At 63.1% G+C, this 18,058-nt stretch carries 22 protein-coding genes; 10 read left to right on the top strand and 12 right to left on the bottom strand.

The window, feature by feature from the left end; genetic code table 11:
* Positions 1-6: 6 nt before the first annotated feature.
* Positions 7-492 carry an Lrp/AsnC family transcriptional regulator gene (locus tag CO666_RS21635; protein WP_097614244.1) on the bottom strand — a complete coding sequence of 162 codons (486 nt, stop codon included), beginning with the start codon at positions 490-492 and terminating at the stop codon, positions 7-9.
* Between the two features lie 105 nt (positions 493-597).
* Here CO666_RS21635 and CO666_RS21640 point away from each other — a divergent pair, with 105 nt between their 5' ends.
* From CO666_RS21640 to CO666_RS21665, 6 genes are all read left to right on the top strand, one after another.
* Entirely contained in the window at positions 598-1,809 is a 1,212-nt protein-coding gene (locus tag CO666_RS21640) for a diaminopropionate ammonia-lyase (protein ID WP_097614245.1), read from the top strand.
* Positions 1,806-3,050 (top strand): Zn-dependent hydrolase, encoded by a 1,245-nt coding sequence (locus CO666_RS21645; RefSeq protein ID WP_097614246.1) that lies wholly within the window; start codon positions 1,806-1,808, stop codon positions 3,048-3,050. Before CO666_RS21640 ends, CO666_RS21645 begins: the two co-directional genes overlap by 4 nt.
* The gene (locus tag CO666_RS21650) at positions 3,047-4,207 is read left to right on the top strand and encodes a M20 aminoacylase family protein (RefSeq protein WP_097614247.1); all 1,161 of its coding nucleotides are present in this window, start codon (positions 3,047-3,049) and stop codon (positions 4,205-4,207) included. The genes CO666_RS21645 and CO666_RS21650 overlap by 4 nt, the downstream gene beginning before the upstream one ends.
* Positions 4,208-4,326: 119 nt before the next feature.
* Positions 4,327-4,752, top strand: a complete 426-nt coding sequence (locus tag CO666_RS21655) for a hypothetical protein (protein ID WP_097614248.1) — start codon at positions 4,327-4,329, stop codon at positions 4,750-4,752.
* 104 nt (positions 4,753-4,856) lie between these two features.
* Positions 4,857-5,165 (top strand): Dabb family protein, encoded by a 309-nt coding sequence (locus CO666_RS21660; RefSeq protein WP_097614249.1) that lies wholly within the window; start codon positions 4,857-4,859, stop codon positions 5,163-5,165.
* Between the two features lie 76 nt (positions 5,166-5,241).
* Positions 5,242-5,946: a substrate-binding domain-containing protein gene (locus CO666_RS21665; RefSeq protein WP_097614250.1), complete on the top strand. Its 705-nt coding sequence runs from the start codon at positions 5,242-5,244 to the stop codon at positions 5,944-5,946.
* Positions 5,947-5,984: 38 nt separating this feature from the next.
* Here the strand turns inward: CO666_RS21665 and CO666_RS21670 are convergent, their stop codons facing one another.
* The 6 genes from CO666_RS21670 to CO666_RS21690 all read right to left on the bottom strand — a co-directional run bounded on the left by CO666_RS21670 (position 5,985) and on the right by CO666_RS21690 (position 10,695).
* Complete coding sequence (locus CO666_RS21670; RefSeq protein WP_097614251.1) at positions 5,985-6,878, bottom strand: metal ABC transporter solute-binding protein, Zn/Mn family; 894 nt, start codon at positions 6,876-6,878, stop codon at positions 5,985-5,987.
* A 16-nt stretch (positions 6,879-6,894) separates the two neighbouring features.
* Positions 6,895-7,767: a metal ABC transporter permease gene (locus CO666_RS21675; protein WP_097614252.1), complete on the bottom strand. Its 873-nt coding sequence runs from the start codon at positions 7,765-7,767 to the stop codon at positions 6,895-6,897.
* Complete coding sequence (locus tag CO666_RS21680) at positions 7,764-8,513, bottom strand: metal ABC transporter ATP-binding protein (protein WP_097614253.1); 750 nt, start codon at positions 8,511-8,513, stop codon at positions 7,764-7,766. The genes CO666_RS21675 and CO666_RS21680 overlap by 4 nt, the downstream gene beginning before the upstream one ends.
* Complete coding sequence (locus CO666_RS34910; protein ID WP_280951817.1) at positions 8,510-8,641, bottom strand: hypothetical protein; 132 nt, start codon at positions 8,639-8,641, stop codon at positions 8,510-8,512. Before CO666_RS34910 ends, CO666_RS21680 begins: the two co-directional genes overlap by 4 nt.
* A gap of 615 nt (positions 8,642-9,256) precedes the next feature.
* A complete protein-coding gene (locus CO666_RS21685) occupies positions 9,257-9,742 on the bottom strand; it encodes a peroxiredoxin (RefSeq protein ID WP_097614301.1) in 486 nt (161 codons plus the stop codon).
* Positions 9,743-9,831: 89 nt separating this feature from the next.
* A complete protein-coding gene (locus CO666_RS21690; RefSeq protein ID WP_097614254.1) occupies positions 9,832-10,695 on the bottom strand; it encodes a protein-disulfide reductase DsbD domain-containing protein in 864 nt (287 codons plus the stop codon).
* Positions 10,696-10,835: 140 nt separating this feature from the next.
* Here CO666_RS21690 and CO666_RS21695 point away from each other — a divergent pair, with 140 nt between their 5' ends.
* From CO666_RS21695 to CO666_RS21705, 3 genes are all read left to right on the top strand, one after another.
* The gene (locus CO666_RS21695; protein WP_097614255.1) at positions 10,836-11,441 is read left to right on the top strand and encodes a YqgE/AlgH family protein; all 606 of its coding nucleotides are present in this window, start codon (positions 10,836-10,838) and stop codon (positions 11,439-11,441) included.
* Between the two features lie 129 nt (positions 11,442-11,570).
* Positions 11,571-11,762, top strand: coding sequence for a CsbD family protein (locus tag CO666_RS21700; protein ID WP_097614256.1), 192 nt, complete (start codon positions 11,571-11,573; stop codon positions 11,760-11,762).
* Between the two features lie 94 nt (positions 11,763-11,856).
* Positions 11,857-12,930 carry a zinc-binding metallopeptidase family protein gene (locus CO666_RS21705; RefSeq protein ID WP_097614257.1) on the top strand — a complete coding sequence of 358 codons (1,074 nt, stop codon included), beginning with the start codon at positions 11,857-11,859 and terminating at the stop codon, positions 12,928-12,930.
* A gap of 251 nt (positions 12,931-13,181) precedes the next feature.
* Here the strand turns inward: CO666_RS21705 and rnhA are convergent, their stop codons facing one another.
* The 5 genes from rnhA to CO666_RS21730 all read right to left on the bottom strand — a co-directional run bounded on the left by rnhA (position 13,182) and on the right by CO666_RS21730 (position 16,882).
* Positions 13,182-13,637: a ribonuclease HI gene (rnhA, locus tag CO666_RS21710; RefSeq protein WP_003584727.1), complete on the bottom strand. Its 456-nt coding sequence runs from the start codon at positions 13,635-13,637 to the stop codon at positions 13,182-13,184.
* A complete protein-coding gene (locus tag CO666_RS21715; RefSeq protein ID WP_097614258.1) occupies positions 13,634-14,599 on the bottom strand; it encodes a homoserine kinase in 966 nt (321 codons plus the stop codon). The genes rnhA and CO666_RS21715 overlap by 4 nt, the downstream gene beginning before the upstream one ends.
* A gap of 76 nt (positions 14,600-14,675) precedes the next feature.
* A complete protein-coding gene (ispH, locus tag CO666_RS21720) occupies positions 14,676-15,677 on the bottom strand; it encodes a 4-hydroxy-3-methylbut-2-enyl diphosphate reductase (RefSeq protein WP_097614259.1) in 1,002 nt (333 codons plus the stop codon).
* Positions 15,678-15,753: 76 nt separating this feature from the next.
* On the bottom strand, positions 15,754-16,509 hold the full coding sequence (locus CO666_RS21725) for an SURF1 family protein (protein WP_097614260.1): 756 nt from the start codon (positions 16,507-16,509) through the stop codon (positions 15,754-15,756).
* On the bottom strand, positions 16,502-16,882 hold the full coding sequence (locus tag CO666_RS21730) for a DUF983 domain-containing protein (RefSeq protein WP_097614261.1): 381 nt from the start codon (positions 16,880-16,882) through the stop codon (positions 16,502-16,504). Before CO666_RS21730 ends, CO666_RS21725 begins: the two co-directional genes overlap by 8 nt.
* 216 nt (positions 16,883-17,098) lie before the next feature.
* Between CO666_RS21730 and CO666_RS21735 the strand changes: the two genes are divergently transcribed.
* Positions 17,099-17,740 (top strand): chloramphenicol phosphotransferase CPT family protein, encoded by a 642-nt coding sequence (locus CO666_RS21735; protein WP_097614262.1) that lies wholly within the window; start codon positions 17,099-17,101, stop codon positions 17,738-17,740.
* Positions 17,741-18,058 lie beyond the last annotated feature (318 nt).

The following is an 18,058-nucleotide window of genomic DNA, read 5'->3' on the forward strand; positions in this document are numbered from 1 at the left end:
TCGGCCTCAGCGCTCGACAGGAACGCTCAAGCCGACCTTCACCCGATCCATCGCGACGAATGTGCGAAAGCGCTTGACGTTGTTATTGCCGAAAAACAGCCGCCGCGTCAGAGCCTCGTAGTCGGCCATGGCCGGGACGACGATGACCAGAACGAAATCCGCCTCGCCGGTGACGTAGTAACACTGCTGGATTTCAGGCGCGGCCGCGAACTGGCTTTTGGCCTCTTCGATCTGTTTTGCCGTTTCGCTGATAACCTCGACCTCCACGAAGATGGTGATCGATTGGCCAAGGGCTGCGGGGTCGAGAACGGCGACATTCGCCTGGATGACCCCCTCCTCCGCCATCCGTTTGATCCGGCGCTGGACGGCCGGCGCAGACAGGCCGACGGCGTCGCCGATGGTTCGCTGCGGCGTGCTATTGTCCCTTTGCAGGATCGCCAGGATTTTGCGGTCGAAAGCATCCAGCTGCGGAGATTTCACCGATCGGCTCAAAACGAAGGCTCCAACGAAACAAACTTGCAAAAGTACCGGCGAAATACAGCGCCTTTTTCACTTGGGTTGCAATATGTTTCAACCGGTAGCACAAGTGAGGCCCGCATGTTTCTGGTTAACAGCCATTCCGACTATCGTCAGGCGCTCGACCCGCGCGACGCCGAAATCCTCGGCCTGGATGCCGCAAACGCCGTCGAGCGCCATTTGAGCTTCCGGGAAAACCATGCGGAGACGCCTCTGGTGACTCTGCCGGCATTGGCCGCCGAAATCGGTGTCGCCTCGATCCACATCAAGGATGAAGGCCACCGGCTCGGCCTCGGCAGCTTCAAGGCGCTTGGCGGCGCCTATGCCGTGATCCGGCTCGTCCTCGATGAAGCCTCACATCGGCTCGGCCGCACAATCGATATCTCGGAATTGCACTCTTCGACTGTCCGCGAAATCGCCGGGACGATGACGGTCGCCTGCGCCACCGACGGCAATCACGGCCGCTCGGTGGCCCAGGGTGCGCAGCTGGTGGGCGCCCGGGCGGCAATCTTTGTTCATTCCGGTGTCAGCGACGAACGTGTCGCCGCCATCGCCCGCTTCGGCGCCGAGATGATCCGTGTCGACGGGACCTATGACGATTCCGTTCGGCAGGCTGCGCGCATTGCCGAAGAAAGAGGCTGGACGATCGTCTCGGACACCTCATGGCCCGGCTATGAGCGCATTCCCGGGCTGGTGATGCAGGGCTACACCGCCCTTGTCCGGGAGGCCTTGAGGGCGATGCCGCAGCCGCCCACCCATGTCTTCATTCAGGCGGGTGTGGGCGGGATTGCCGCCGCTGTCGCAGGCCACATGGCCATCGCCTTCGGCGACCAACGCCCGACCTTCATCGTCGTCGATCCCGCCCGAGCCGCCTGCCTGTTCGAAACGGCTCGGGCGGGCCATCTGGTGACCGTTGCCCATGGCGCGCCGACCGTCATGGCGATGCTCGAATGCTACGAACCTTCCCTCGTCGCCTGGCGTATTCTCTCCCGGGTCGCCGATGCATTCATGACGGTGGACGAAGACGACGCGATCGCAGTGATGAAGCGGCTTGCCGATCCCACGGGCAACGACCCGGCGATCGTCGCCGGCGAAAGCGGCGGGGTGGGGCTTGCCGGGCTGCTCGGCGCCATCGGCGATCCGGCGATCCGGCAGGCACTGTCGCTCGACGGGCATTCCCGCATCTTCCTGGTAAACACCGAGGGCGCGACCGACCCCGGCAAATATGAAGAGATCGTCGGGCTGTCGCCATCTGCGGTCGCCACCCAACACACGACCGGAGCTTCAAGATGAGCCATCGTTCCATCGACCCCTCCCGCCTGCTCGGACGCATCCACGAACTCGGCGAGATCGGCCGCGACGCGGACGGCAAGCTTACCCGATTGGCGGGGTCCGAGACCGAAAGACTTGGACGGGATCGGCTTGTCTCCTGGCTTGAGGATGCCGGGCTGGAGGTTGCCGTCGACCGGATCGGCAACATCTTCGGCATCTGGAATGCCGGGGGTGTCGGGGAAAAACCCGTCATGATCGGCTCGCACATCGACACGGTCATCAACGCCGGCATCTATGATGGATGTTTTGGCGTGCTGTCCGGCCTCGAGGTGATCCAGACGCTGAAAAGCCAGGGGTTTGAACCCACGCGCCCCATCGTCGTTACCGCCTTTACCAATGAGGAAGGCGTGCGCTATGCCCCCGACATGATGGGGTCGCTGGTCTATTCCGGTGGCCTCGACGCCGCCACGGCACTGGAGGCGGTGGGCACGGACGGGACGGTGCTCGGCGATGAATTGGCGCGGATCGGCTATGCCGGCAGCCATGCGCCCGGCTTCATGACACCGCACGCCTATGTCGAACTGCATATCGAGCAGGGCCCTGTCCTGGAGAGGGAGGGCGTGCCGGTTGGAGCGGTCCAGGACCTGCAAGGTATTTCCTGGCAGAAGGTGACGATCGACGGCGATGCCAACCATGCGGGGACGACACCGATCTCGATGCGCCGGGACGCCGGCTATGCGGCGGCCCGCGTCATCACATTTCTGCGGGACCGGGCAGCAGCATCGAACACCCCGACGGTCGCGACCGTCGGCTGCATCGCCTTCGAACCGAATGCCGTCAATGTCATTCCTTCGCGCGCGACGTTCACGGTCGATCTGCGTGATCCGGACGAAGACCGCCTCAGGCAAGAGGAGACCGCGCTCGCTGCATTCCTCGAGCAGCTGGCGGCCGACGAAAAGGTCGGCATATCGGTCGAGCGACTGGCACGGTTCGAGCCGGTCAAGTTCGATCCGGCGATCGTTCGCCTGATCGAGGCTGCCGCAAGCGATCGCGGTCTGGGGTGCAAGCGCATGACATCGGGTGCCGGCCATGACGCCCAGATGATCGCCCGGATCGCGCCGAGCGCGATGATCTTCGTGCCCAGCCGCGGCGGCATCAGTCACAATCCGAAGGAATTCACCGCCGACACCGACCTTGTCGCCGGGGCGAATATCCTCCTCGACGTCGTTTGCGGACTTGCCACAGGGGAACTGCCGAAATGAGCGTGGACCACCAGATGCTGGAACAGCAAATGATTGCCTGGAGGCGCGACCTCCACAGCCATCCCGAATTCGGCTTCGAGGAGAAACGGACGGCGGCTTTCGTCGCGCAGAAGCTGCGGGAGTTCGGGCTTGACGAGGTCGTCGAAGCTGTTGGGGGCACAGGGGTTGTCGGAACCCTGAGGCGCGGCGGCGGCAACCGCTCAATCGCGCTGCGCGCCGACATGGATGCCCTTCGGATCAGCGAACAGGGAGAGAAGTCCTATCGGTCGCAGACCGCCGGCGTGATGCATGCCTGCGGCCATGACGGCCATACGGCGATGCTGCTCGGCGCCGCCAGAATGCTGGCGGAGGACGGTGATTTCGACGGCACCGTCCGGTTCATTTTTCAGCCGGCCGAGGAGTGGGGCAAAGGCGCCTTGGCAATGCTCGACGACGGCCTGATGACGCGCTTTCCCTTCGACGAAATCTACGGCCTGCACAATATGCCGGGTCTTCCGGTCGGCGTTTTCCAGACCCGCGCCGGCGCGATCATGTCGGCGGAAGACAATTTCGAGATCGTGCTCAAGGGCGTCGGCGGACATGCCGCGCGTCCGCACTCGGGCAACGAAGTCCTGGTCGCCGCCTGCGCAGTGGTGACGAACCTGCAGACGATCGTTTCCCGAAGGCTCGATCCGACGGATATCGGCGTCGTCTCGGTGACGGAACTCCTGACCGACGGCACCCGCAACGCTCTGCCCGGACTGGCGCGCATTCTGGGCGATGCCCGCAGCTTCCGCCCCGAGGTGAGCGCTGAGATCGAGAAGCAGATGCGCCTGATCGCCGAGGGCACCGCGCTCGCCCACAATGTCGCGGCCGAGGTGACCTATACGAGAGAATTCGTTCCCCTTCTCAATGATGCCGCCCTGGTCGAGGAAGCGTTTGCCGCAGCCCGCAGCGTCTTTGCCTCCGACAATATAAGGGTCCGGCGCGAGCCGATGACCGGATCGGAAGACTTCGCGCGGTTCCTCGAACATGTCCCCGGCTGCTTCGCCTTCCTCGGCAATGGCGAAGCCTCCTCGCCGCTTCACAATCCGAACTACGATTTCAACGACGACGGACTGCTCCATGGCGCCAAATTCCACGCAAGCATCGTCCGCAGGCGGCTGAACGCAAGCTGAGATCGCACTTTTCACCGGCACACCAGCGTCTGCGCGACGCGCGTCCTTCCCTCCCATAAAGGGCCATTGACCAACGGCTTGCGATGTGCGCCTGTCATTGCTTGCACAAGGAAAATCCCATGCTCAAATTTCTGCTCACCCTCTCGCTGGGTGTGTTTTGCGTCTCGCCGCTGCAGGCCGGCGAGCTCACTCCCGCCACCAAAAGCTGCCTGTCGGGCGAAAAGCAGGCGCATTGCGAGCGGTGGGTCAAGGATTTCAAGACAGCCCAGGAGCTGGCGTATAAGGGCGACCACGGCGCACAGGTGACCGTTGCCTTCTGCCTGTCCACCGGCTGCCATGCTGCCGTCACCATCGACAGGGTCGCGTCCTGCAGCTGGCACCTCGTCATCGCCAATTCGGGTGCTGCGACCGTGCTCGACGGTTCCAACCTCAGAAACACCTGCCGGCCGATGACGCCGGCGGAGAAAGATCAGGCCCGCGCCTTGTCGCGCGATCTCGTTGAAAAGATCTACAAGCGCCCGATGGTGGCGACCGATCAGATGTGATCTGATCGGGCTCGGCCCGCGCCGCAACGTCTGCGTGAAAATAATCTCATTGCCCTCCCGGCTTTCGCCGTTATTCTGCGGCACAGAAATCGGGAGGACTACGAATGATCCTGCACTGCGTATTCCTGCGGCTGAAGACCGCGATGACGAACGAGGACAAACAGTCGCTGTTCGAAGCGATCGCCGCCCTGAAACAGGTCATTCCCGGCATATTGGACATCAAATACGGACCGAATGTTTCGCCCGAGGGCCTGCATGCCGGCTTCGTCGACGGTTTTGCCGTGACCTTCGAAAGCCCCGAGGCGCGCGATGCCTATCTCATCCATCCCGAACATGTGATTGTCGGCGAACGCATCGCCTCGTCGACGGATGGCGGCCTCGCCGGTATCCTGGTCTTCGACCTCAACATCTGAGAACGGCCGGCGGTTGCGGAATACAGGCTGCAGCCGTATCGTAACGACGTCGTTTCCATCGACTTCAGGTTGGGCCATGAATCAGGAAATCCGGCTTTTTGGCGCGATTGCGGTCCGGCCCGCCGTCCTTGCCCTCATTCCCCGGTTCGAAAGCGCCACGGGATTGACGGTGGCGGTCAAGTGGGAGGTCAATCCGACAGTGAAGAAGCAGATTGAGGCCGGGGAAGCGTTTGACCTCGTCATCATCAATCCGCCCATGGTTCGGGATCTGATCGCCTCGGGAAAGGTCAAGGCCGGAAGTGAGGTGGCGTTCGGCCGAATAGGAATGGGCGTGGCGGCCAAGGCGGGCAGTCGAGTGCTCGACATCGGGTCCGTGGAAGCATTTGCAGATGCCTTGAAGAGTGCTGCATCCATTGCCTACGCCAGTGACGGAACCAGCGGCGGCTACTTCCTGGGCTTGCTGGATCGGCTGGGAATAGCCGATGCGGTGAAGCCCAAGCTCGTCGCCGCAGCCGGGGGGCAGACGGCGGCGGCGGTCGGCCGGGGGGGCGCCGAGTTGGCCGTCGTTCCCGTCACTTCGATTCTCGCCGCGGCTCCCGAGGTCATGCTTGCCGGTCGGTTTCCGGCGGAACTCCAAAGTTATATCGACTTCGCCATCGGCATCAGCGCCGATTCAACGGACGCGGAAGCGGCGAAACAACTGTCGGAGTTTCTGGCTTCCCCTGCCGTTGACGATATCCTGAAGGCCAGAGGTGTCGAGCGCCGTCGAGAGAATGCTTGATAAGCGACGATCGGCGCACGACCCACAATCCTCGATGATCAGCTCGATTTCGCCATGGCGGCGGCGAGCTGGTCGACATTGTATTTGAACATCTTCTCATAAGTCGGTGCCGGTCCCTTGGCGTCGGAGAGCGACTCGACATAGAGCTCGCCGCCGGGCTCGGCGCCGGTTGCCTTGGCAACCTGCTTGACCAGGCGCGGATCGTTGGAATTCTCGAAGAAATAGGCCTTCACATGCTCGCTCTTGATCTGTTCGATCAGCTTGGCGACGTCGGCGGCCGAGGCCTCGCTTTCGGTGGACAGGCCGAGCGGGGCGAGGAAGCTGACATTATATTCGCGGCCGAAATAACCGAAGGCATCATGGCTGGTCAGCACCTTTCGGCGATCGTCGGCGATCTTGTCGAATTTCGCATGGGCGTAGGCGTTCAACGCGTCCAGCGTCTTGGTATATTTCTCGGCATTGGCCTTGAAGGCGCTCGCATCGGCCGGATCGGCCGCCGACAGCGCCTTTTCGATATTGGCGACCCAGATCTTGACGTTGACCGGGCTGTTCCAGACATGCGGATCGGTGATTTTTTCGCCGTCCTCTTCCATGGTGCGGGTCGCGATGCCTTCCGAGACGGTGACCGGTTTGCCCTTGTAACCCGAAGCGGTGATCAGCCGGTCCATCCAGCCTTCCAGCCCCTCGCCGCTGACGAAGGTCACCTCAGCCGCGTTCAAATTCTTGGCGTCGGCCGGAGACGGCTCGAATTCATGGGGGTCGCCGTTCGGCCCGACGAGGCTCGTCACCTTGACGTGATCGCCACCCACCTCTCTGACGACATCGGCAAGCACGGTGAAGGACGCCACGACCTTCAGCGTTTCAGCAGAGGCGGGCACGGCCGACAGCGCCATCAAAGCGGGGATGGCTGCGGAGAGAAGCAGTCTGTTCATCGAAGTCTCCTTGGGGTCAGCCCTTCAAATGCGGGCGGGGAAAGAAGCGCCGGGCGAGGCCTGAGGGCGCAAAAAAGATCGAGAAGGCGTAGAGGATCGCCGCCGTCATGATGATCGTCGGGCCGGAGGCGAGTTCGAGATGATAGGAGGCGATCAGGCCGAGATAGCCGGAGGCGGCGGCACTGATGGCCGCAATCGCCATCATCACGGCCAGGCTGCGCGACCAGAGCTGGGCGATGGCGGCCGGCAGCATCATCAAGCCGACCGCCATCAGCGTGCCGAGCGCCTGGAAGCTGGCAACGAGGTTCAGCACCACGAGCAGCAGGAAGAGCACATGATAGACCGGTCCGCGCCCGCCGACGGCGCGCAGGAAGCCCGGATCGAAACATTCCGCCACCAGCGGCCGGTAGATGACGGCAAGCACGACGAGGGTCAGCGAGGTGATCGCGCCGATCAGATAAAGGGCCGACGCATCGATCGCCAGGATGGTGCCGAAGAGCACATGCAAGAGATCGATATTCGAGCCGCGCAGCGAGACGATCAGTACGCCGAGCGCTAGGGATGCGAGGTAGAAGCTGGCAAAGCTCGCATCCTCCTGCAGCACGGTCATCCGGCTGACGGCGCCCGATAGCAGCGCCACCGACAGGCCGGCGATCAGGCCGCCAAGGCCCATCGCCGTCAGCGACAGCGAGCCGGCGACGAGGTAACCGATCGCCGCCCCCGGCAGCACGGCATGGCTCATGGCGTCACCCATCAGGCTCATGCGTCTCAGCATCAGGAAGACGCCGATCGGGCCGGAGCCGAGCCCGAGGCAAAGGCAGGCGACGAGGGCACGGCGCATGAAACCGAAATCGGCAAAGGGCGCGAGGAGGAGATCATAGGCCGTCATGCCGCCGGCGCCTCTTGAGGTTCGCAGGCCTCGGCATCCTCATCCCAGCGCTCGGCCATGGCGCGCGCCTTCATGAGATTGGTCGACGACATGACGTCAGTGGTCGGGCCCCATCCCACCAATTCGCGGGCAAGCAGCAGGGTCTGCGGGAAATGCGCGCGCACGAGTTCGAAATCATGCAGCACGGCGATGACCGTGCGGCCCTCGCCATGCCAGCGGGTGACGATATCGATCAGGTCCTTGGTGGTGCGGGCATCGATCGCGGTAAACGGTTCGTCGAGCAGGATGATGCCGGCATCCTGCAGCAGCAGCCGGGCAAACAGCACGCGCTGAAACTGGCCGGCCGACAGCGACCCGACATGCCGCTTTGCGAAGCCTTCGAGCCCGACGGCGGCAAGCGCCTCGCCTGCCCTTTTCACCTCGCCTGATGCAATGCGGCCGAAGGCGCCCGCCTTCTTCCAGGCGCCGAGCAGGACGGTGTCGATCACCGAGATCGGAAAGCGCCGATCGATCTCGGCCGCCTGCGGGAGATAACCGAATTCCGCCCGCCCCAGCCGATGCTCGACCCTGCCTTCGGCCGGCCGAAGCTCGCCCATGATCGCCTTCAGCAGCGTCGATTTGCCCGCCCCATTCGGCCCGGCAATCGCCGTCAGGCTGCCGGAGGCGAAAGCGCCGGAGACATGATGGATGGCGGGGTGCCTGTGATAGGCGACCGTGAGATTATCGAGACGGATCAGCGGCGTCATGGCAGGAGAACCGCCCAGTGGATCGCCAGCCAGAGCACGACAAGGACGACCAGCGTGATGCCGATCACCCTCGATAAAGCCGACTGTGCCAGCAGGCTGACGGAGGGGCGATCGGGGCTTGGGGGCATGGCTGATCCTACAATGTAATAACATTACGGTTATGTTATAACGATTGCGGCAGGATTGAGGCAGAGTTCGTGAGGTGCGGCCATTTGACAGCAAGCGCTTTTCAGCGCTTCAGCAGACATAATGCTCGAGGTCAAAGCTGCGTAAAGGTTGCTAGGGCGATCGACGGGGCGCAATGCGTTCGCATTCCGCCAATCATCGCTGCCCTTGCTCCAAGAGCAGCCCCACCCTCCGTCGTCCTCGGGCTTGCCCCGAGGATCCACTCTGCCCTCGATCGGCACCGGGCATGGATCCCAGGCTCGGTGGCCTGGGATGACGGAGAGTGGGGGAGCGTTTCTGCCAAACTCGCCGTCGGCGGCCGCCCCTCATCCGCCTGCCGGCACCGTCCTTCGGACCCCCGCTTGCGGGGCGAAGGGGATATGCCGCGCCCCTCTCCGTTCCCGTCCGCCCTTGCGAAAGTCCCCTCCCCAACCCCTCCCCACAAGGGGGAGGGACTAACCCGGCGCACCCGCCTCATCCACTCGAAACGGCGCAGATATGGAAAACCGGTGCGGCAGGTTAAGCCCCTCCCCCTTGTGGGGAGGGGTTTGGGGCGGGGTCTTGGGCGGGTCCGAAGCTCAGAGCTGTTCCAGCATCGCCGCAGCGCCCGAAACCGTCGCCTGGCCGGGGCTTTCCTCGACGTTAAGAGACTTCACCACGCCGTCTTCCACCAGCATCGAATAGCGCTTGGAGCGCAGGCCGAGGCCGCCGGCGGAGAGGTCGGCGTCGAGGCCGACGGCCTTGGTGAAGCCGGCGTCCCAATCGGCGAGGAAGTGGATCTTACCCATGCCGCCGGAGGATTGCGCCCAGGCGCCCATCACATGCCAGTCGTTGACGGCGACGACAGCGATGTCGTCGACGCCCTTGCCGAGGATGGTGTCGCGGTTTTCCAGATAACCCGGCAAATGGTTCAGCGAGCAGGTGGGCGTGAAGGCGCCCGGCACGGCAAAGAGGACGACGCGCTTGCCGGCGAAAAGCTGCTCGGTGGTGATTTCGACCGGGCCGTCGGCGGTCTTTTCCTTGAAGGTGGCGGCAGGAAGCTTGTCGCCGATCGCGATGGTCATGATCTTCTCCTTGAATTCCGGTTTTTGGGTTTTGGGTTCCGGCTGGGCGGCGGGCGCCGCAGGGGCTCTGCGGCGACTATAAGAGCCGGTCATTCAAAGGCAAGCGTGGTTTCCATCGCCCGCGCGCCGTCGATGACGAGCACGCCCCAGCGCTTGCCCGATATGTCGTAATTCTCAGGCAGCTTACCGATGGCGACATCGACCTTGAAGTTGGCGCCGTCGCGTTTACCGCCGACCTGCTTGGTGAAGGCATGCCCGCTCGGCCCGGTGACGATGATATCGGGGGCGGACTTTCCCGCGCCTGGGCTCTCGCCTGGCCCCTTGGCCGGCAAGACCAGCGTCAACGACAGCGTTTTCCGGTCAGGCGACATCGCATGCGCGGTCACGTCGAAATCGGCCGATGGCGGCTTCGGCAGCCTGGCCTCGGCCGCCTGGAGGATCGCCTCCTCCTCCGGGTGCGACTGGATGGCGGGGCCGAGCTTCAGCTGAAAATTCGCCTGGAAGGGGATGCAGATATCCCTGCAGATGCCGATGAAGGCCAAGGCATCGATCGCGACCGGGGCCTTGCCTGCCGCCGTCAACGACAGCGGCAGCGTCACCGGCGCATCATAGGCGATATCCTCGATCGCGCCGTTGAAAAAATGCTTGGGAACGGGATAGCCGATGGCATCGAGCGAAACACCGCTGCCGGCCGCGATGGTCACCTGCGGCGGAATGCCGTTGCCGCCGGGCTCTTTCCAATAGGTGATCCAGCCGGGTTTCGGCTCGATCTGCAGGGCGGCGCGGATTTTGCCGCCGGCATCGGGCGCCAGCGCCACCAGCCGCATGCGGCCGCCCTCATTGTCCGCCCAGGCGCTCATTTCCGCATGAGCGGAACAAAGGGGGACAAGGGCTGCTGCCGCCGAAAAGACCGCCATGAAAAGCCGACGCGAGACTGAGGAAATAATCATCATGGAACAACGGTTTACCGAAACTGAGGTTTCACCGCCAGAAGTCGCTGCGATTCAAATCTTCATTTTCAGTTGATTGATGTGTGACATTGGCCCATGTTTCTCTTGTCAAGGCCTCGGTGCGGCTGGCAGCAGGAGGAACGATGTCCTTATCGACGCTGAAGAACAGGCGGGAACGTGGCTTCTTCGATGGCCAGTTCCTCATCGCCATGCCCGGTATCGAAGACCGCAACTTTGCCCGCACGGTGATCTATATCTGCGCGCATTCGGATGCCGGCGCCATGGGCTTCGTCATCAACCGGCCGCAGAGCCTGACCTTCACCGATGTGCTGCTGCATCTCGATATGATCAAGCAGGAAGATTCGATCGTGCTGCCGAAGCGGGCGCGCGACTTCCCGATCCAGACCGGCGGCCCGGTGGAAAGCGGCCGCGGCTTCGTGCTGCATTCGGACGATTATTCCAGCGACTCCTCGATCCCGGTCAGCGACGACATCTGCCTGACGGCGACGCTCGATATCGTGCGCGCCATCTCCAAGGGCGATGGGCCGACGCGGGCGACCATGCTGCTCGGCTATTCCTCCTGGTCGGCCGGCCAGCTCGAAAACGAGGTGGTCAACAATGGCTGGCTCACCTGCCCGGCCAATGAGGAACTGATCTTCGACCGCAGCCTCGACGACAAATACGAGCGGGCGCTCGCCGGCATGGGCGTCACCGCCGCCATGCTTTCGGCCGAAGCCGGCCACGCCTGAGGTGGCCGGCCCGAGGTGGCTGGTCTTGATGTGGCTGGCCCGAAGATAGCGGGAACGAATTGCGCCAGATGACGTTTCATTTCGGCGAACATGGACGCGAGGTCCATGTCGACGAAGGAGACATCACTTATGGGTAGCACCAGCGACAAGATATCAGGCAAGGCCAACGAAATTGCCGGCAAGACCAGGCAGGCCGCCGGCAAGGCCATGGGCGATCGCGAGATGCAGGCCAAGGGCGCCGTTCAGGAAGCCAAAGGCAAGGGACAGGTCGCAACCGGCAAGGTCAAGGACAAGCTCAAGGGCGCCGTCGACCGGCTCTGAGCCAGAAGCGCATCCGTCATGAACCATGCCTGCTGCGCCTCTCGCGCGGCAGGCATTTTTAATCCACCCCTCTCGCTGTGCAGAGATAGACACGATGAAGCTTTTCGCCTGCGACAATTGCGATCAGGTCGTCCACTTCGACAACCGGCAATGCGTGCGCTGCAACCATCGCCTCGGCTTCCTGCCCGGCGATCTCGCCATGCATGCGCTGGAGGCGCGTGACGAGACGCTGTGGCAGCTGGTTTCCGATCCCGACCGCCACGTCCGCTTCTGCGCCAATGCCGGCCTCGACATCTGCAACTGGCTGGTGGACGGCGAAAGCGACAGCGAATTCTGCGCGGCCTGCCGCCATAACCGGCTGGTTCCCAACACCGACACCCAGAACGGCATCGACCGCTGGCGGCGCATCAGCCAGGCGCAGCGTCATCTCTTCTATTCGCTCTTGCGCTGGAGGCTGCCGCATCCCGACCGGCTGCAGGATCCGCAAGGCGGCCTGGTCTTCGATTTCCTCGAGGATTGCCTGCAGAGCGACGGCTATGTCGTGCCCGCCATGACCGGCCACGAGGAAGGCCTGATCACCATCCGCGCCGCCGAGGCCGACGATGCGACGCGCGAACAGGCGCGCAGTTCGATGAACGAACCCTATCGCACGCTGCTCGGCCATTTCCGCCACGAGAGCGGCCATTTCATCTGGAACAAGCTGGTGCGCGATCAGAATGGGCTTGCGGATTTCCGCGCCGTCTTCGGCGACGAACGGCAGGATTATGCCGCAGCCCTGCAAAGCCATTATGCCGGCGGCGCGCCCTTGGGCTGGCAGGACAATTTCATCAGCGCCTATGCGGCGTCGCACCCCTGGGAGGATTTCGCCGAATGTTTCGCCCACTACCTCCATATCGTCGACACGCTGGAAACCGCCCGCGCCTTCGGCATCGCCATCGATCCGCGCGGCCATGAGGAAATATCCGGCGAGGTCGATTTCCTCCCCTACCGGGCAAAAAGCGCCGAACAGCTGGTCAGCGCCTGGGTGCCGCTCAGCATCGCCATCAACGCCATCCAGCGCAGCATGGGCCAGCCGGACTCCTACCCCTTCGTGCTGTCCTCACCCGTCGTCACCAAGCTCGAATATCTGCACCGGCTGATCCAGGGCGCGGCGGCGGTGCGGCAATAGCCGGGGTAGATTGGTGGACATGTGTTGCCGCGGGAAACTTCGCTGATGTCGCGCGAGAAATGCCAACCGGCGGCCTCGCTGGCGTCAGGCGCCGCCCTATCCCCACCCTCATTCCTGTGCTCGTCACAGGAATCCAGCCACCGCGCGTCGGCGCGGTGAATGACTCATTCGACAGTAAAGAGTCTCCCGCGCCCAAGGACTTGGGCGCACTGGACGAGCACAGGAATGAGGAGCACGAGGAGAGGCACCCCCTAAAACGAAACCGCCTTGCCCTTCTTGAACGGCTCCATGCCCCTGCGCGCAAGTTCATCGGCGCGTTCGTTTTCCGGGTGGCCGGCGTGGCCTTTGACCCAGTGCAGCGTCACCTTGTGGCGGTTGCGGGCTTCCTCGAGCGCCTGCCAGAGTTCGGCATTCTTCACCGGCTTCTTGTCTGCGGTCTTCCAGCCGTTTTTCTTCCAGCCGAAGATCCACTTGGAAATGCCGTCCTTGACATAGGCGCTGTCGGTATAGAGATCGACCTCGCAGGGGCTCTTCAGGGCCTGCAGCGCCGAGATTGCCGCCAGCAGTTCCATGCGGTTGTTGGTCGTATCCGCCTCGCCGCCGCAAAGTTCCTTTTCGACGTCGCCGTAACGCAGCACTGCCCCCCAGCCGCCGGGACCGGGATTGCCGGAGCAGGCGCCGTCGGTGAAGATATCGACGTGTTTCATAGGCTCAATCCGTATTCGGCGGCTGAGCCGATCTGGCGGTGGAAACGCAGTTTGCGGAGATATTCGATCGGATCCTTCTTGGTGACCATGGCGCCTTCCGGCGTCGTCAGCCAATCATAGAGCCGCGTCAGGAAGAAGCGCAGCGCCGACCCGCGCGACAGCACCGGCAGGGCGGCGATCTCTTCATCGCTCAACGGGCGGACACTCTGATAACCCTCGAGCATCGCCGTCCCCTTGGTGATGTTGTAGGCGCCGTCCTTTTCGAAGCACCAGGCGTTCAGGCAGATCGAGACGTCATAGGCGAGCAGGTCGTTGCAGGCGAAATAGAAATCGATCAGGCCGGAGAGCTCGTCGCCGAGGAAGAAGACATTGTCGGGGAAAAGGTCGGCATGGATGACGCCGGCAGGCAGGCTCTTCGGCCAGGCAGCGGAGAGGAAATCGAGTTCGCCGCGGATCTCGGTCTGCAGGCCGGCCTCGACCTCGCCGGCGCGATCCGCCGACTTTTCCCAGAGCCCCCGCCAGCCGTCGATCGACAGGGCATTCGCCCGCTTCAGTTCGAATCCCTCGCCGGCCACATGCATTTCGGCCAGCGCCCGGCCGACCTCGCGGCAATGTTTGGCCTCCGGCTTTCTCAGCCACATGCCTTCGAGGAAGGAGATCAGTGCCGCCGGCCGGCCGGAGAGCGAGCCGAGCAGTGCGCCGTCGCGCCGCGGCAGCGGCAGCGGGCAGGACAGGCCCCGGGCGGAGAGATGCTGCATCAGGCCGAGGAAAAACGGCAGGTCGGTCTTTTCCACGCGCTTTTCATAGAGCGTCAGGATCAGCGGATCCTTGGAGGTGTGCAGCAGAAAATTGGAGTTTTCGACGCCTTCGGCAATGCCCTTGTAGGAGAGCAGGCTTCCCGCGTCATATTCCGTCAGGAACCATTTCAGATCGTCTTCGGCGATATCGGTATAGACTGCCAAGTGAGGTCGCCTTCATGCATTGCTGTTATTGGGTCCGCCGCGTTGATCATCCGGCGTCGTGACTTGATCCTGACGATCAGCCGTTGACGAAGGCCATGTCGGCCGCCGTCAGCTCGATGCTGCGCAATTCGCGGTTGACCAGGAAATTCTCGGTTTCCTGCACCGTCTCGGCCAGTTCGACCTGAGCGTCGAAGCGGGCGCGGAACGCCTCGATGATCTCGTTGACGATCACCTCGGGGGCGGAGGCGCCGGCGGAGAGGCCGAGCGTCGAAATCGCGCCGATCTCCTCCCAGTCGAGTTCGGCGGCGCGCTGCACCAGGATCGATTTCTTCGCCCCTGCCCTCAGCGCCACTTCGACGAGGCGCTTGGAATTGGAGGAATTCGGCGCGCCGACGATGATGAAGAGATCGCAGCCGGGGGCGGCCTGCTTCACCACTTCCTGGCGATTGGTCGTGGCATAACAGATCGAATCGGCCGCCGGCGCCGTCAGGTTCGGGAAACGCTGCTGCAGCCGGGCGATGACGCCGGCCGTATCGTCGACCGACAGCGTCGTCTGGGTGACATAGCCGAGATTGTCGGGATCGGCGGGGAGATAGGCGTCGGCATCCTCGATCGTCTCGATCAGCGACACCGAGCCTTCCGGCAATTGCCCCATCGTGCCGATCACCTCGGGGTGGCCGGCATGGCCGATGAGCACGACATGGCGGCCGAGGCGATTGTGGCGCATCGCCTGCTTGTGGACCTTGGAGACCAGCGGGCAGGTGGCGTCGAGATAAAAGAGATTGCGGCTTACCGCATCCTCCGGCACCGATTTCGGCACGCCATGGGCGGAGAAGACCACCGGCTGGGCGCGATGTTCGGTCGGGATCTCGTCCAGTTCCTCGACGAAGACGGCGCCCTTGGCCTCCAGCCCCTCGACGACATACCGATTGTGGACGATCTCGTGGCGCACATAGACCGGCGCGCCATAGGATTTCAGCGCCAGCACGACGATCTGGATGGCGCGGTCGACGCCGGCGCAGAAACCGCGCGGGCCGCAGAGCCTGATCGTCAAGGGAGGTTTCGCCGCAATATTCATGTCTTTTCCGTCAAAATTCCGTACCGCATCGGGATAAGCGACCTCTAGCCCAATATGGCCGGGAATTGAAGCGATACTATTGCCGAGGCTGCGTGCCGGGTTTGCGGAACCAGGAGATCGCCACCACGACGACGAGCACGGCGGCAAGCCCGTACCAGGTGAAGGCATATTGCAGATGGTCGTTCGGCAGATCGACCTGGGTGACGCCGCCGATCGGCAGGCCGGCCGGATTGGGGGTGGAATCAGCATCGACGAAAAAGGGAATGACGCGGGCTTTGTCGAGCCCGACGCTCTCGGCCATGACGTCGAGATCCTTCCAGTAGAAGATATTCTTGGCGACGTCGTTGTCGGGCACCACCCATGAGGGCTTGCCGGGCAGTTTGCTGCGCGCGAGACCGGTGACGGTCTGCTGATCCGTCAGCTGGCCCTGCATGCGCATCTCCGGTTCCTTGTTGTCAAAGGGAACGAAGCCGCGGTTGACGAAGAGCGCGCGCCCGTCGGCAATCTCCAGCGGGGTATAGATGTAATAGCCGGTCTGGCCGCGCCAGGTGGCGAAGAAGTGGCGCTCCTTGTTGTTGATGTAGCGGCCGGTGGCGGTGACCTTGCGGTACTCGATGTCGCCGCCGGAAGCCGCCATCGCCTCGATATCGGCGAGCGGCACCGGGGCGGCCACTTGCCGCGCGGCGATATCGGCCAGCAGGCCTTCCTTCCAGTGAAGGCGCTGCAGCTGCCAGGTGCCGAGCGAAATCAGGATGGCGAGCGCAATCAGCACCAGGATGCCGGTTGCCACAGGCAATCGGCGGCGCGGCATGGCATGGTCGATATCAGTCACTCAGGCGTCCTTCGCGGGCATTATGGCGATATTGCATGGCGATCAGGATGCCCTTGAACCAGCGCAGCGTCGCGAGCGACAGGATGATCGTCAGCGGACCGAAGAGCAGGATATGCACCCAGATCGGCGGGCCGTAATTCACCTGCAGCCACAGCACCATGCCGATGACGATGAAGCCGACGATGAGGATGACGAAGACGGCGGGACCGTCGCCGGCATCGGCGAAGGAATAATCGAGGCCGCAGGCCGCACAGCGCGGCTTCAGGCCGAGCAGGCCATCGAACAGCTTACCCTCGCCGCAGCGCGGGCAGCAGCCTTTGATGCCGGTCTTGACCGGATCGACAGGGGGAAAATGAGCACTGTCCTTGTTCATGTCATTCCTTCTCGGCATCCCATTCTGCCTTAACTCTCCCATAAAGTATTCGCAGCCCGAATGGAAATGCCTGCGCGCTTTCGCCACGCTGCATAATCCTCACATCGGAATTGATGTGAGGATTATACAGCAATTCAAAGTGTTACAGCGTCCTTTGCGTCTCTGAAAAGACACGCGGCGCTGTAATGATTCGCGCCAAACAGAAGAAGAAAACTGATGACCAATGACAGCCACGCCGGACAAATCATTATCCTCAACGGTGCGCCGCGCAGCGGCAAATCCAGCATCGCGCGCGCAATCCAGGAGGAGTTCGAAGGGCCCTGGCTCAATCTCGGCGTCGACAGCTACAATGCCATGACGCCGAAGCGCTACCTGCCCGGCATCGGCCTGAGGCCAGGCGGCGAGCGGCCGGAGCTCGAAGAACTGGTGCCGTTCCTCTATGCCGCTCTTTATGAATCGATCGCCATCCATGCCGGCCTGGGGCTCAATGTGGTCGCCGATCTCGGCCACCATGACAGCTATAGCAAGCCACTCGGCATTCTCGCCGACTGCGCCCGGCGCCTGGAAGATTTTCCCGTGCTGTTCGTCGGCGTGCGCTGTCCGATCGAGACGATCATGCGGCGGCGCGAGATCAGCCAAGAGGGACGCGAGACTCTTTACCTCAGAGCCACCGAAGATGTGCCGGTCCCCGAACCGGTGCAGCGCTGGCAGGACGAGGTACACCGCCCGGGCATCTACGACATGGAGGTCGATACGTCGGTTCTGACACCGCTCGAATGCGCCGAGGCGATCCGCCATCAGCTGGATCTCGGCCCTCCCCAGCCTTCAGCCTTCGAACGGATCGCCGGGGGGCGTTGAGGCGTCTGGCACGAAGCCCCCTCACCTCGGCCCAGGAGATTGCCGATGGCAGCCCCTTGCGCCTGCCGGTACCGTCCTTCGGACCCCCGTTAATGGGGCGAAGGGGATATGCCGCAGCGTCTCGATTCCCTCTTCTCCCCTCGGGGAGAAGGTGCCCGTAGGGCGGATGAGGGGGCCAGGAATGCCGGTCTTTCCAACAACATTCATGCGGGATGCGACCGCGCTCGCGTCGGCAAGGCGGGATAGTTAAGATGATAGGGCCTGCCGTGTGGCCCCCTCATCCGACCCTTCGGGCCACCTTCTCCCCGCTGGGGAGAA

This window comes from Rhizobium chutanense, assembly GCF_002531935.1.
In the GTDB taxonomy this organism is placed as follows: Bacteria; Pseudomonadota; Alphaproteobacteria; order Rhizobiales; family Rhizobiaceae; genus Rhizobium; species Rhizobium chutanense.